14 protein-coding genes are annotated in these 14,804 nt (G+C 53.0%); 9 read left to right on the top strand and 5 right to left on the bottom strand.

All coding sequences use genetic code 11. The features are described from left to right. Positions 1-24: 24 nt before the first annotated feature. The 4 genes from puuB to puuD all read right to left on the bottom strand — a co-directional run bounded on the left by puuB (position 25) and on the right by puuD (position 4,292). Positions 25-1,305, bottom strand: a complete 1,281-nt coding sequence (puuB, locus tag FQZ95_RS21275) for a gamma-glutamylputrescine oxidase (RefSeq protein ID WP_000134848.1) — start codon at positions 1,303-1,305, stop codon at positions 25-27. A 1-nt stretch (position 1,306) separates the two neighbouring features. Next, positions 1,307-2,794, bottom strand: a complete 1,488-nt coding sequence (gene puuC, locus FQZ95_RS21270) for an aldehyde dehydrogenase PuuC (protein WP_105288046.1) — start codon at positions 2,792-2,794, stop codon at positions 1,307-1,309. Between the two features lie 149 nt (positions 2,795-2,943). Continuing rightward, positions 2,944-3,501 (bottom strand): HTH-type transcriptional regulator PuuR, encoded by a 558-nt coding sequence (gene puuR, locus FQZ95_RS21265; protein WP_001278727.1) that lies wholly within the window; start codon positions 3,499-3,501, stop codon positions 2,944-2,946. A 26-nt stretch (positions 3,502-3,527) separates the two neighbouring features. Continuing rightward, positions 3,528-4,292 (bottom strand): gamma-glutamyl-gamma-aminobutyrate hydrolase, encoded by a 765-nt coding sequence (gene puuD, locus FQZ95_RS21260; RefSeq protein ID WP_105288045.1) that lies wholly within the window; start codon positions 4,290-4,292, stop codon positions 3,528-3,530. Between the two features lie 211 nt (positions 4,293-4,503). On the opposite strand from puuD, the gene puuA reads away from it, so the two are divergent. The 9 genes from puuA to sapF all read left to right on the top strand — a co-directional run bounded on the left by puuA (position 4,504) and on the right by sapF (position 13,586). Next, complete coding sequence (gene puuA, locus FQZ95_RS21255; protein ID WP_105288044.1) at positions 4,504-5,922, top strand: glutamate-putrescine ligase; 1,419 nt, start codon at positions 4,504-4,506, stop codon at positions 5,920-5,922. A 150-nt stretch (positions 5,923-6,072) separates the two neighbouring features. Continuing rightward, positions 6,073-6,237, top strand: a complete 165-nt coding sequence (locus FQZ95_RS21250; protein WP_120795382.1) for a YmjE family protein — start codon at positions 6,073-6,075, stop codon at positions 6,235-6,237. Then, on the top strand, positions 6,227-7,612 hold the full coding sequence (gene puuP / locus FQZ95_RS21245) for a putrescine/proton symporter PuuP (protein WP_032184027.1): 1,386 nt from the start codon (positions 6,227-6,229) through the stop codon (positions 7,610-7,612). Before FQZ95_RS21250 ends, puuP begins: the two co-directional genes overlap by 11 nt. 133 nt (positions 7,613-7,745) lie before the next feature. Next, complete coding sequence (locus FQZ95_RS21240) at positions 7,746-7,991, top strand: YmjA family protein (RefSeq protein ID WP_001015099.1); 246 nt, start codon at positions 7,746-7,748, stop codon at positions 7,989-7,991. A 312-nt stretch (positions 7,992-8,303) separates the two neighbouring features. Next, the gene (gene sapA / locus FQZ95_RS21235; protein WP_105288043.1) at positions 8,304-9,947 is read left to right on the top strand and encodes an ABC transporter substrate-binding protein SapA; all 1,644 of its coding nucleotides are present in this window, start codon (positions 8,304-8,306) and stop codon (positions 9,945-9,947) included. Beyond that, positions 9,944-10,909, top strand: a complete 966-nt coding sequence (gene sapB, locus FQZ95_RS21230; protein ID WP_000583281.1) for a putrescine export ABC transporter permease SapB — start codon at positions 9,944-9,946, stop codon at positions 10,907-10,909. The genes sapA and sapB overlap by 4 nt, the downstream gene beginning before the upstream one ends. Beyond that, complete coding sequence (gene sapC / locus FQZ95_RS21225) at positions 10,896-11,786, top strand: peptide ABC transporter permease SapC (protein WP_001146163.1); 891 nt, start codon at positions 10,896-10,898, stop codon at positions 11,784-11,786. The genes sapB and sapC overlap by 14 nt, the downstream gene beginning before the upstream one ends. Then, positions 11,786-12,778 carry a peptide ABC transporter ATP-binding protein SapD gene (gene sapD / locus FQZ95_RS21220; RefSeq protein ID WP_001128858.1) on the top strand — a complete coding sequence of 331 codons (993 nt, stop codon included), beginning with the start codon at positions 11,786-11,788 and terminating at the stop codon, positions 12,776-12,778. The genes sapC and sapD overlap by 1 nt, the downstream gene beginning before the upstream one ends. 1 nt (position 12,779) lies before the next feature. Then, the gene (gene sapF / locus FQZ95_RS21215; protein WP_000573406.1) at positions 12,780-13,586 is read left to right on the top strand and encodes a peptide ABC transporter ATP-binding protein SapF; all 807 of its coding nucleotides are present in this window, start codon (positions 12,780-12,782) and stop codon (positions 13,584-13,586) included. Between the two features lie 48 nt (positions 13,587-13,634). Here the strand turns inward: sapF and FQZ95_RS21210 are convergent, their stop codons facing one another. After that, positions 13,635-14,798, bottom strand: a complete 1,164-nt coding sequence (locus FQZ95_RS21210) for a multidrug effflux MFS transporter (protein ID WP_105288042.1) — start codon at positions 14,796-14,798, stop codon at positions 13,635-13,637. Positions 14,799-14,804: the final 6 nt, after the last annotated feature.

The following is a 14,804-nucleotide window of genomic DNA, read 5'->3' as shown; positions in this document are numbered from 1 at the left end:
TGACTCTTCACTGTTAATCGGAAATTAAACACCCAGACGATCGCGCAGGCTGTAATAAGCCGCGCCCATCGCGGTAAATGGCACGCGCAGCGTGCGCCCGCCGGGGAACGGGTAATGCGGCAGATTGGCGAAGGCGTCGAAGCGTTCGGCGTCACCGCGCAGCAGTTCGGCAATCAGACGCCCGGCGAGATGGGTACAGGTAACGCCGTGACCGCTGTAGCCCTGCATGTAGTAGATGTTGGTATCAAGGCGACCGAACTGCGGCATGCGCGACAAGGTCAGCAGGAAGTTGCCCGTCCAGCGGTAATCAATTTTCACGCCCTTCAGCTGCGGGAAGGTTTTCAGCAGTTTCGGCACAACAAGACGCTCAACGTCATCCGGGTCGCGCGCGCCGTAGACCACGCCGCCGCCGTACAGCAGGCGGTTATCGGCAGTCAGGCGGTAGTAATCAAGAAGATAGTTACAGTCTTCCACACAGTAGTTTTTCGGGATCAGCGAACGGGCTAAATCTTCCGACAGCCGCTCGGTGGTGATCACCTGCGTGCCGCACGGCATGCTGCGTTTCGCCAGTTCCGGCTCTACTTTATCGCCCAGATACGCATTCCCGGCGACAATCACATACTTCGCCGTCACCTGACCATTGGCAGTCCGCACCACGGCTGGCGTGGTGTGCTGGATCTGCGTCACGGCGGAAAGCTCATACACGCGCCCGCCGTTCAGGCGAATGGCATCGGCTTCACCAATGGCGAGGTTTAGCGGATGAATATGCCCACCGCTGTGATCCAGCAGCGCACCAGTGTAGCGATCGCTGGCGACCTCGCGGCGAATAGCGTTGGCGTCCAGCAGCTCCAGCTGTTTATTGCCGTAGCGTTCCCAGTTCTCTTTCTGCTCTTCGAGTGTGGCGAGTTGTTTATCATTCATCGCCACAAACAGGCCGCCGGGGCGATAGTCGCAGTCAATCTGATAACGTTTGATACGTTCGCGGATGATCTCGCCGCCTTCAAACATCATGCTGCCGAGCATACGGGCGGTATCCATGCCGTAGCTTTTTTCGATCACGTCGATGTCGCGGCTGTAGGAGTTCACAAGCTGCCCGCCGTTGCGTCCGCTTGCGCCGAAGCCGATACGTGAGGCTTCAAGAACCACCACGTCAAAGCCCGCCTCTGCCAGATGCAGCGCGGAGGAAAGCCCGGTATAGCCGCCGCCGACCACGCAAACATCGCAGGAAATCGACTCATTCAGCGTGTCGAATGGCGCGTATTTATTCGCACTGGCGGCGTAATAACTGCTGGTATGTTCGGTCATTTCAGGCCTCCAGGCTTATCCAGATGGTTTTCAGTTCGGTGAATTTTTCAAGGGCATGCAGGGATTTATCGCGACCGTTGCCGCTCTGCTTATAACCGCCAAACGGCACGGTCATATCGCCGTCGTTGTAGTTATTGACGAAGACGGAACCGGCTTTCAGGCGGCGGCTCATGCGGTGCGCGCGGGAGAGGTCGCGCGTCCACACCGCCGCGCCCAGGCCGTACTGGCTGTCGTTGGCAAGCTGTAGCGCCTGCTCTTCTGATGTGAAACGCGTGACCACCAGCACCGGGCCGAAAATCTCTTCGCGGCTTAAGGACGCATTCGGGTCGACATCCACAAAGATGGTCGGGCCGATGGCCGCAGCCAGTTCGGCATTACGACCATCCAGCAGCAGTTGCCCTTTACCTTCGCCTTCGCGAATAAAGCTATGCACCGAGTCGGCGTGAGCGCAGTCGATTAAGGTGCCCATGGTGGTTGCGGGATCAAGTGGATGGCCCGGCTGCCAGTTTTGCGCCTGCTGTTTTAACAGGGCTAAGAACTCATCGGCAATGCTCTCTTCCAGCAACAAACGCGTTCCGGCGATGCACACCTGGCCCTGGTTATAGAAGATACCTGCAGCGGTGGCACTCGCGGCTTTTTGCAGATCCGGGCAGTCAGCGAAAACGATGTTGGCGCTTTTGCCGCCCGCTTCCAGCCAGACGCGTTTCATGTTGCTGTCGCCTGCATCTTTCAGCAGCTGTTTGCCGGTACGGGTCGAACCGGTAAAGGCGATGGCATCGATATCGTTATGACGCGACAGCGCCTGCCCCGCTTCATGACCAAAACCCGTCACCACGTTCAACACGCCATCCGGCAGACCTGCTTCTTTCGCCAGCCCGGCGAGACGAATCGCACTGAGCGGTGATTTTTCAGACGGTTTTAGAATCACGCTGTTTCCCGCCGCCAGCGCCGGGCCGAGTTTCCAGCAGGTCAGCAGCAGCGGGAAGTTCCACGGCACAATGGCAGCAATCACGCCGACTGGTTCACGCACGATCATCGCCAGCTCATGGCTACTGGTGGTCGCCACTTCGCCATACACTTTGTCGATCGCTTCGGCGTACCAGCGAATGGCGCGCGCCGCGCCGGGAATATCATCACGCAGACTGTGACGAATCGGTTTGCCGGTGTCGAGAGTTTCCAGCAGTGCCAGCTCTTCGGCGTTGGCTTCAATTAAATCGGCGAGTTTATTCAGTACCGCTTTACGTTTTGCCGGAGAAGAGAGTGACCAGTCACCGCGTTCAAATACGCCGCGTGCTGCGCTCACCGCACGGTCGATATCGACGCTCTTGCCGCGGGCAATTTTCGCCAGCGGTGCCTGGGTGACCGGATCAACGGTTTCAAAAGTTTCATTTTCCGCCGCAGCAGTATATTCACCGTTAATAAATAAGCGGGTTTCAATGGCGAGACTTAACGCTTTATCCTGCCAGTAAGCCAGATGATGAAAATTCATTATGACTCCTGTTTCACGTCTATCAGATATATGCAATTTGTGAACGTCAGGGCGCAGAGATCCCCGAGCGATAAGCCCGTTTATTTCCGGCGACATTCTTTATGGATTGCCGGGCGCATTGCGCTTACCCGGCTTACAGAACAAAAAGATTAAAACGTGGTGGGCGTATGGGCGCTGATAATTCGGCAAATGCCTGCCGACGTATTACTGAAACTGTGCGGAATGCCGGTATTAATGGCATAACTTTGCCCCGCGACAAGGTGATAATCCTGACCATTAATCGTCAGAACGATTTCACCTTCCAGTACAGTGCCTATTTCCTCACCCTGATGCTTAATTCTTTCCCCAGTGGTTGTGCCTGGCTGGTACGTTTCAAATATCATCGCCAGCGTACGATTCGGGTTACCGTTATGCACCAACTTCATCGACACACCCTGACTACCCATTTCAATTAAGTCGTCCTGATTAATGACGACCTGCGGTTCATCAGGTTTTTCCGGCTCGGAAAAGAATTCCGAGAGTGACAGACCATACACCTTCAGCAGCTTTTGCAGCGTACTGATGGCAGGGCTGACTTTATCTTGTTCTATCGTACTGATAGCACTGTGAGTCAGCCCGGAGAGTTCGGCGGCACGACGTTGTGAAAGCCCCTGCTGCTGGCGGATTTCCGACAAGCGTTTTCCTGGCGCCAGTCCCTCATCACTCATATTTGCATTTCCTTAAACTGTAGTGGTCAGAGTCGCTGTTTTTCAGCGATATGGTGCTGACAAGCGGTGATAAAGCCCTCGAACAATATACGCGAAAGCGCGTACTCGCTACTGTTCCATTCCGGGTGCCACTGTACGCCCAGCGCAAAAGGATGATTGATGACGCTAACCGCCTCAACTAAGCCATCCGGCGAGCGAGCTTCAACACGCAACCGTGGGCTAACGACCTTCGCCCCTTGTCCATGCAGAGAGTTTACCCAAAAGTTGCTACATTCAGGTAACAACTCAGACAGTAATCCCCCCTCTTCAACCTGAACTTCATGCGACGGTGCATATTGCTGTTCCACCGGCAGTTCGGGATCTTCCCGATGTTCCAGCAATTCAGGCTGTTCGCACAGCTTGCGATGCAACGAACCACCGGTTGCCACCACCAGTTCCTGTAAACCCCGGCAGATGGCGAAAATGGGGATGCGCCTTTCGAGTGCGGCATTAATTAACGCCATGCTCAGAAGATCACGCCCGGGATCGGCGTCAGGCTCATCGCCGTTTTCACCATATAGGTGCGGCTGCACATTGCTGGGACTACCAGGAAGATAAATACCATCGAGTTTCGGCAAAAGTTGTTCAAGTAATGACGGTTCCGCCAGCGCATGTGGCAGCGCAATTGGCAAGCCGCCTGCGTGGATGATGGCATTCAGGTACTTTTCTTGCAGAGTCTGGGTCGCATGACCCTTAAGCCTGTTCCTGCACATTACGACACCGATAACCGGATTGTTCATTATATTTTCCATGCTCAATCTCACAAAGTGGACTAAATTATCGCCATTACTGCGCTTTAAATGACCTTTATGTTCAATATTTTTTCAATCTAGCAGTGGGTTTTCATTTTTGCAAACTCAATTTAACATTTGACAAACATTTAGTTTGCATACAGATTCGAAGAGTGGTCATTATATTTTACGTTTTGATAACGAGCGGAAAACAAACCAAAGGCGAAGAATCATGGAAACCAATATCGTTGAAGTAGAAAACTTTGTTCAGCAGTCAGAAGAGAGGCGGGGTAGCGCCTTTACGCAGGAAGTGAAACGCTACCTGGAGCGCTACCCAAATACGCAATATGTTGATGTTTTACTTACCGATCTGAATGGTTGTTTTCGCGGGAAACGTATTCCTGTTTCAAGTCTGAAGAAGCTGGAGAAAGGGTGTTATTTCCCGGCCTCGGTGTTTGCAATGGATATTCTGGGCAACGTAGTAGAAGAAGCGGGCCTGGGTCAGGAAATGGGCGAGCCGGATCGTACCTGTGTTCCTGTTCTCGGTTCCTTAACCCCTTCTGCTGCAGATCCTGAGTTTATCGGTCAGATGCTCCTGACCATGGTCGATGAAGATGGCGCTCCCTTTGACGTTGAGCCACGGAACGTTCTCAACCGCCTGTGGCAGCAGCTACGCCAGCGCGGCTTGTTCCCGGTCGTAGCGGTAGAGCTGGAGTTCTATTTACTGGATCGCCAGCGCGACGCTGAAGGGTATCTGCAACCGCCCTGCGCGCCCGGCACCGATGACCGCAATACACAAAGTCAGGTTTACTCCGTTGATAACCTCAACCACTTCGCCGACGTGCTCAATGATATTGATGAGCTGGCGCAGTTACAGCTGATTCCGGCAGATGGCGCGGTCGCCGAGGCCTCGCCAGGTCAGTTTGAAATCAATCTTTACCATACCGATAACGTGCTGGAAGCTTGCGATGATGCGCTGGCACTAAAACGCCTGGTGCGTCTGATGGCAGAAAAGCATAAGATGCACGCCACTTTTATGGCGAAGCCGTATGAAGAGCACGCGGGCAGCGGGATGCATATCCATATCAGTATGCAAAATAATCGTGGCGAGAACGTGCTTTCTGACGCGGAAGGCGAAGATTCGCCGCTGCTGAAAAAGATGCTCGCCGGGATGATTGACCTGATGCCGTCATCAATGGCGTTGCTGGCACCAAACGTGAACTCGTATCGCCGCTTCCAGCCGGGGATGTATGTACCGACGCAGGCGTCGTGGGGCCATAACAACCGCACCGTCGCCCTGCGTATTCCCTGCGGCGATCGCCATAATCACCGCGTGGAATATCGCGTGGCGGGTGCCGATGCCAACCCGTATTTGGTGATGGCAGCGATTTTTGCCGGTATTTTGCATGGCCTTGATAACGAACTGCCATTACAGGAAGAAGTCGAAGGCAACGGGCTGGAACAGGAAGGCTTACCCTTCCCGATTCGTCAGAGCGATGCGCTGTGGGAGTTTATGCAAAACGACGACCTGCGCCACTATCTGGGCGAGCGTTTCTGCCATGTGTATCACGCCTGTAAGAATGATGAGCTGTTGCAGTTTGAGCGCCTCATCACAGAAACCGAAATTGAGTGGATGTTGAAAAACGCGTAGTGACCCCTTGCGGGGTATGTATCACCGGCCTGAGCGGAGCCTGGCCTGACATTTGCTGGTAATCCAGACATTTCCCGGATGTCGCGTTATGGAGCGCAGGCGGCAACGGGCTTCCGTTAACGATTAAGACTGTGACGAGGAAATGAGATGATGCCGATGATTAAATCCCCGCATGGCGAGGGAGGCTGCGTATGCGCCCCTCCTGCGACTGACTGGACTCCGCCCCCTTTGCTTCCCTTGCTAAACAGGTTTGATTTCAGGTCAACACGACCGCAAACCTTATTACGCAGGGGAGGCAGCAATTATGGCTATTAATTCACCACTGAATATTGCTGCGCAACCCGGCAAAACCCGTCTGCGAAAATCACTGAAATTGTGGCAGGTGGTGATGATGGGTCTGGCCTATCTCACGCCGATGACTGTGTTCGATACCTTTGGCATTGTTTCCGGCATTAGCGACGGTCACGTTCCGGCGTCCTATTTGCTGGCGCTGGCGGGTGTGCTGTTTACCGCGATCAGCTACGGCAAACTGGTTCGCCAGTTTCCGGAGGCCGGTTCGGCCTATACCTACGCGCAAAAGTCGATTAACCCGCACGTCGGATTTATGGTCGGCTGGTCATCGCTGCTGGATTATCTCTTTTTGCCGATGATCAACGTTTTGTTGGCGAAAATCTATCTCTCCGCCCTCTTCCCGGAAGTGCCGCCGTGGGTGTGGGTGGTAACCTTCGTCGCCATTTTAACCGCCGCGAATCTGAAGAGCGTCAACCTGGTCGCTAACTTCAATACCTTGTTTGTACTGGTGCAAATCTCCATCATGGTGGTGTTTATCTTCCTGGTGGTTCAGGGACTACATAAAGGAGAAGGCGTTGGCACCGTCTGGTCACTTCAGCCGTTTATCAGCGAGAACGCGCACCTGATCCCGATTATTACCGGGGCGACGATTGTCTGTTTCTCGTTCCTCGGTTTCGATGCGGTGACCACGCTTTCGGAAGAGACGCCGGACGCCGCGCGTGTTATTCCGAAAGCCATCTTCCTGACGGCGGTATACGGCGGCGTTATCTTTATCGCGGCGTCGTTCTTTATGCAGCTGTTCTTCCCGGATATCAGCCGCTTTAAAGATCCGGACGCCGCACTGCCGGAAATCGCACTGTACGTTGGCGGCAAGTTGTTCCAGTCGATTTTCCTCTGCACGACGTTTGTGAACACGTTAGCGTCTGGCCTGGCGTCACATGCCAGCGTGTCGCGTCTGCTGTATGTGATGGGGCGCGACAATGTGTTTCCGGAACGCGTGTTTGGCTATGTGCACCCGAAATGGCGGACTCCGGCATTGAATGTCATTATGGTCGGGATTGTCGCGTTGTCAGCGCTGTTCTTTGATTTAGTCACTGCCACGGCACTGATTAACTTCGGCGCGTTGGTGGCGTTCACCTTCGTTAACCTGTCGGTGTTTAATCACTTCTGGCGGCGTAAAGGCATGAATAAAAGCTGGAAGGAACACTTTCACTATTTGCTGATGCCGCTGGTTGGCGCGCTGACGGTGGGCGTGCTGTGGGTTAACCTCGAGTCAACGTCACTGACACTCGGTCTGGTATGGGCTTCATTAGGCGGCGCATATTTGTGGTATCTGATCCGCCGCTATCGCAAAGTGCCGTTGTATGATGGTGACAGAACGCCGGTGAGCGAAACGTAATAGTCGGATGCGCGGCGCATTATCCTGCCTGAGGGTAATGCGCCGCGCCATTAACTATAAAAAGATGTATGACCCGGATCACGAGTGCTATCATCCGCCCTTATGCTTAGCGCATTAACCCCAGGGGCAAATAATGAACCACGATATCCCGCTAAAATATTTTGATATTGCCGATGAGTACGCGACCGAATGCGCAGAGCCTGTCGCAGACGCTGAACGCACACCGCTGGCCCACTACTTCCAGTTACTGCTCACCCGTTTGATGAACAATGAAGAGATCAGCGAAGAAGCCCAACATGAAATGGCTGCTGAAGCGGGGATTAATCCCGTACGCATTGATGAGATCGCAGAGTTTTTGAATCAATGGGGTAATGAGTAATTATTTCATTGCGGACGCTCGGTCAGTATCGTTGCCCGGATAAAGCGTTCACGCCGCATCCGGCTAAAAATGACACGCACTGCAGCGTGCTTTAATGGGTTTCTCACGATCGTACCGCTCTGCTCCTCGCTAAGTTGTTCTGTGAGTTATAGTTATAGAGAAATCACGGGTACGAATGTTGAACAGATGGCGACGTCACCTGTTCAACGACCAACCACACGGCCCTCATTACGACCCCTGAACACAAACGGTAATGGCAAATGTCATTAAATATTAGTAAGATAGCCTCTTTACATAAAATCTCTTAATATTATGCGCCAGGTATTATCGTCTCTTTTGGTGATTGCTGGACTTGTGAGTGGTCAGGCAATCGCCGCGCCTGAATCCCCCCCGCATGCTGATATCCGCGACAGCGGTTTTGTCTATTGCGTCAGCGGGCAAGTCAACACCTTTAACCCATCCAAAGCGAGCAGTGGGTTAATTGTCGATACCCTTGCCGCCCAGTTTTATGATCGACTCCTGGATGTCGATCCCTATACCTATCGCCTGATGCCGGAACTTGCCGAAAGCTGGGAAGTGCTCGACAACGGCGCGACCTATCGCTTCCACCTGCGTCGCGATGTTCCGTTTCAAAAAACCGACTGGTTTACTCCCACTCGTAAAATGAATGCCGACGATGTGGTGTTTACCTTCCAGCGAATTTTTGACCGCAACAACCCGTGGCATAACGTCAACGGCAGCAACTTTCCCTACTTCGACAGCCTGCAATTTGCCGATAACGTGAAAAGCGTCCGCAAACTGGATAATCATACCGTTGAGTTCCGACTCGCCCAGCCGGATGCTTCTTTTTTGTGGCACCTGGCGACCCATTATGCATCGGTCATGTCGGCAGAATATGCCGGGAAGTTAGAGAAAGAAGATCGCCAGGAGCAACTCGACCGTCAACCGGTTGGCACTGGACCGTATCAGTTATCGGAATACCGCGCCGGGCAATTTATTCGCCTACAACGTCATGATGACTTCTGGCGCGGCAAACCGTTAATGCCGCAGGTGGTGGTGGATTTAGGCTCCGGCGGTACCGGACGTCTGTCGAAACTCCTGACCGGGGAGTGCGACGTTCTGGCCTGGCCTGCTGCCAGCCAGCTATCTATTTTGCGTGACGATCCGCGCTTGCGTTTAACGCTGCGTCCGGGGATGAATGTCGCCTATCTGGCATTTAACACCGCCAAACCGCCGCTTAATAATGCCGCCGTGCGCCATGCGCTGGCTCTGGCGATCAATAACCAACGCCTGATGCAATCCATCTATTATGGTACGGCTGAAACGGCGGCCTCTATTTTACCGCGCGCCTCGTGGGCCTATGACAACGAGGCTAAAATTACTGAATACAATCCGGCGAAATCGCGCGAACAGTTGAAGGCGTTAGGGCTGGAAAACTTAACGCTGAAACTTTGGGTGCCCACACGTTCGCAGGCGTGGAACCCCAGCCCACTGAAAACCGCCGAACTGATTCAGGCGGATATGGCGCAGGTTGGCGTAAAAGTGGTGATTGTGCCGGTAGAAGGTCGTTTTCAGGAGGCGCGGTTGATGGATATGAGCCATGATCTGACGTTATCCGGTTGGGCGACAGACAGTAACGATCCGGACAGTTTCTTTCGTCCGCTACTGAGCTGCGCAGCAATACATTCCCAGACCAACCTCGCCCACTGGTGCGATCCGAAATTCGACAGCGTGTTGCGTAAGGCGCTCTCCTCGCAGCAGCTGGCGGCGCGTATTGAAGCCTATGACGAAGCGCAAAGTATTCTGGCGCAGGAATTACCCATTTTGCCGCTGGCGTCGTCATTGCGCTTGCAAGCCTACCGTTACGATATCAAAGGGCTGGTTCTTAGCCCGTTTGGTAACGCCTCCTTTGCTGGTGTGTATCGCGAGAAACAGGATGAGGTGAAAAAACCATGATTATCTTCACCTTACGCCGCATTTTGTTATTGATTGTCACCTTGTTCCTGCTGACGTTCGTTGGCTTTAGCTTGAGCTATTTCACCCCACATGCGCCGTTACAAGGTGCGTCACTGTGGAATGCCTGGGTGTTCTGGTTTAACGGCCTGATCCATTGGGATTTTGGTGTTTCCAGCATTAACGGTCAGCCGATTGCCGAACAGTTAAAAGAAGTCTTTCCGGCAACAATGGAGTTGTGCATCCTCGCTTTCGGATTTGCGTTGATTGTCGGGATCCCCGTGGGGATGATTGCCGGGATTACGCGCCATAAGTGGCAGGATAACTTGATCAACGCCATCGCCTTACTGGGTTTTTCCATCCCGGTGTTCTGGCTGGCGCTTCTGTTGACGCTGTTTTGTTCACTCACGCTAGGTTGGTTGCCCGTTTCAGGGCGTTTCGATCTGCTCTACGAAGTGAAACCGATTACCGGTTTTGCGTTGATTGATGCCTGGCTTTCGGACTCACCATGGCGGGATGAAATGGTCATGAGCGCAATCCGCCATATGATATTGCCCGTTATCACCCTGTCGGTTGCGCCAACAACTGAAGTGATCCGACTGATGCGTATCAGCACTATCGAAGTGTATGACCAGAACTATGTTAAAGCAGCGGCGACCCGCGGTTTGTCGCGCTTTACTATTTTGCGTCGCCACGTTCTGCATAACGCGTTACCTCCGGTTATTCCTCGCCTGGGCTTACAGTTTTCTACCATGCTGACGCTGGCGATGATCACCGAAATGGTTTTTAGCTGGCCGGGTTTAGGGCGCTGGTTAATTAACGCCATCCGCCAGCAAGATTACGCGGCCATTTCCGCCGGAGTGATGGTGTGTGGCTCACTGGTCATTATTGTTAACGTGATTTCTGATATTTTGGGTGCCATGGCTAACCCTCTGAAACATAAGGAATGGTATGCCTTACGATAGCGTATACAGCGAAAAGCGCCCGCCGGGCACGCTGCGTACCGCCTGGCGCAAATTTTATAGTGACGCCTCTGCGATGGTCGGTCTGTACGGCTGCGCGGGACTGGCTGTACTGTGTATTTTTGGCGGCTGGTTTGCGCCTTACGGCATCGACCAACAATTTCTCGGTTATCAATTATTGCCGCCGTCATGGTCGCGCTATGGCGAAGTTTCTTTCTTCCTGGGGACTGACGACCTCGGACGCGATGTTTTAAGCCGTTTACTGAGCGGAGCTGCGCCAACCGTAGGTGGCGCATTTGTGGTGACGCTTGCCGCGACGATCTGTGGCCTGGTACTGGGCACCTTCGCCGGGGCGACGCACGGCCTACGCTCAGCGGTGCTTAACCATATTCTGGATACCTTACTGGCGATCCCTTCCCTACTGCTGGCAATTATCGTTGTAGCGTTTGCCGGACCGAGTTTGTCGCACGCCATGTTTGCCGTCTGGCTGGCGCTGCTGCCTCGTATGGTACGTTCGATTTACAGCATGGTGCATGACGAACTGGAAAAAGAGTACGTTATCGCCGCCCGTCTGGATGGCGCATCAACGCTGAATATTCTCTGGTTTGCTGTGATGCCAAACATCACCGCCGGGCTGGTCACCGAGATCACCCGCGCACTGTCGATGGCAATTCTCGATATCGCCGCGCTGGGCTTTCTCGATCTCGGCGCACAACTCCCCTCGCCTGAATGGGGAGCGATGCTCGGTGATGCGCTGGAACTGATTTATGTCGCCCCATGGACTGTCATGCTGCCAGGTGCGGCAATTATGATTAGCGTGCTGTTGGTTAACCTCCTTGGCGACGGTGTCCGTCGTGCAATTATTGCGGGGGTGGAATAATGCCATTACTCGATATTCGTAACCTGACCATTGAATTTAAAACCGGTGATGAGTGGGTTAAAGCCGTCGACCGCGTAAGTATGACCTTAACCGAAGGTGAAATCCGCGGTCTTGTTGGCGAATCAGGTTCCGGCAAAAGTTTGATTGCGAAAGCAATTTGTGGGGTGAATAAAGATAACTGGCGTGTTACAGCTGATCGTATGCGTTTTGATGATATCGATTTGCTGCGTCTCTCCGCACGCGAACGGCGCAAGCTGGTTGGTCACAACGTGTCGATGATTTTCCAGGAACCGCAGTCGTGTCTTGACCCTTCAGAACGTGTGGGTCGCCAGTTGATGCAAAACATCCCAGCCTGGACCTATAAAGGCCGTTGGTGGCAGCGTTTTGGCTGGCGCAAACGCCGTGCCATTGAACTGCTGCACCGCGTGGGGATTAAAGATCACAAAGATGCGATGCGCAGTTTTCCCTATGAGTTGACCGAAGGTGAATGTCAGAAAGTGATGATAGCCATTGCACTGGCGAATCAACCGCGTCTGCTGATTGCTGACGAACCGACAAACTCAATGGAGCCAACAACCCAGGCGCAAATCTTTCGCCTGCTGACGCGTCTCAACCAAAACAGCAATACCACTATTTTGCTTATCAGCCATGACTTACAAATGCTTAGCCAATGGGCGGATAAAATTAACGTGCTTTACTGCGGTCAAACGGTGGAAACCGCGCCGAGTAAAGAGTTGGTGACGATGCCACACCATCCTTATACCCAGGCGCTGATCCGCGCGATACCAGACTTCGGCAGCGCGATGCCGCATAAAAGTCGCCTCAATACGCTGCCCGGCGCTATCCCACTGCTGGAACAGTTACCGATTGGGTGTCGTCTGGGGCCGCGTTGCCCGTATGCACAACGAGAATGCATTGTGACGCCACGTTTGACGGGGGCGAAAAATCATCTCTATGCCTGTCATTTCCCGCTGAACATGGAGAAAGAGTGAGATGATCGAAACGCTGCTTGAAGTGCGTAATTTAAGTAAAACGTTCCGCTACCGGACCGGCTGGTTTCGTCGTCAGACCGTAGAAGCGGTAAAACCCTTGAGCTTTACGCTACGTGAAGGCCAGACACTGGCGATCATTGGCGAGAATGGTTCTGGTAAATCCACGCTGGCAAAAATGCTGGCGGGAATGATAGAACCTACCAGCGGCGAGTTATTGATTGACGATCATCCGCTGCATTTTGGCGATTATTCCTTCCGCAGTCAGCGTATTCGCATGATTTTTCAGGATCCTTCGACCTCGTTGAATCCCCGTCAACGTATCTCGCAAATTCTGGATTTTCCACTGCGTCTGAACACCGATCTGGAACCTGAACAGCGTCGCAAACAGATTATTGAAACGATGCGGATGGTTGGGCTGCTACCGGATCACGTCAGTTACTATCCGCATATGTTAGCACCCGGGCAAAAACAGCGTCTGGGTCTGGCGCGCGCGCTGATATTGCGCCCAAAAGTGATTATTGCCGATGAAGCCCTCGCCTCACTGGATATGTCGATGCGTTCGCAGTTGATTAATCTGATGCTGGAGTTACAGGAAAAACAGGGCATTTCGTATATTTATGTTACCCAGCATATCGGAATGATGAAGCACATTAGCGACCAGGTGCTGGTGATGCATCAGGGCGAGGTTGTCGAGCGAGGTAGTACTGCGGATGTGCTCGCCTCTCCGCTGCACGACCTCACTAAACGACTGATTGCCGGTCATTTTGGCGAGGCATTGACGGCGGATGCGTGGCGTAAGGACCGTTAGTGTTTTGCACCTCATCCTGACAGGGCCCCCCTCAGGATGAGGTGTTCATTACTTTTGATTGTCGATTCTGGTGAGAGCAACCAGCAATGCCAGCGTATAACACACCGTAATTGCCAGACTCATTTTTAACAGTGTTTCTCCGCCAATTCCCGACAATGGCGCGGCTATACCGCCGAAGACAAACATGCTCATCCCCATCAACGCAGACGCCGTTCCAGATTCCTGCGTCCCTACTGCACTCATAGCCTCTGCCCCGCCAACAGTGCCGATGCCGCTACAAAATGCGATGGTGAAAAATAATGCCACCAGTGCCGGAATGGGCAATTGTACCCATGCGCATAAGACCGTGAGCAATGCACACAAAATTGCCGCTATCAGGCCACCTCGCAACAATGTCATCGCGTTAATCCGTCGCGCCAGGCGCGAGAAGATCCATGAAGCAATGATAAGTCCGATGCCGTTAAGGCCAAACACCAGGCTAAATTGCATTGGACTAAAGCCAAATTCCTTCTGCAACACGAACGACGAAGAGCCGATATACGCAAACAAACCGGCCAGCATAAAACTTTGAATCAGGCAAAAGCGCATAAAAAGGCGGTTCTGCACCACGCTTCGTCCGGTTAATAGCAATGATGAGCCCCTTTTATTTTCTGGCAAGGTCTCATTAATAAATAACAGGCAGCCCAGCAACAGTACGGTGCTAATTTCAGCCATTACCCAGAATAAAGTGCGCCAGTCAAAAGTGCTAACAATGTACCCGCCCAGCACTGGCGACAACACCGGTGCCAGGCCATTCACCGTCATTAACAGCGCAAAAAACTGGGTCAACGTTACTCCCTGATATTTGTCACGAGCAATAGAACGAGAGAGCACCGAACCACCCGCCCCCGCGATCCCTTGAATAAAACGCCAGACCACCAGCCAGTAAATATTGTTCGTTGTCGCGCACAAAATGGAAGAAACAATAAACAATAGCAACGACAAGATTAACGGACGTTTACGCCCTATTTTGTCGCTCAGAGGGCCAAATAACAGTTGTCCGACGCCAAGACCGATCAGTGATGCAGTCAGGGTTAATTGCGTTATGGTCGTGGTTGCCGCCAGTTGCTCAGACATCTCCAGCAAAGCCGGCAAATAAAGATCGGTACACATCGGGCCGATACCGGCTAAAAGACCAAGAATCAATGCCCATGAAAGAGAGACTCTAGCCATATTATT

This window comes from Escherichia sp. HH41S (assembly GCF_009820115.1).
Taxonomy (GTDB): Bacteria; Pseudomonadota; Gammaproteobacteria; order Enterobacterales; family Enterobacteriaceae; genus Escherichia; species Escherichia coli_F.
This window is presented reverse-complemented; position numbering and strand designations above follow the sequence as displayed.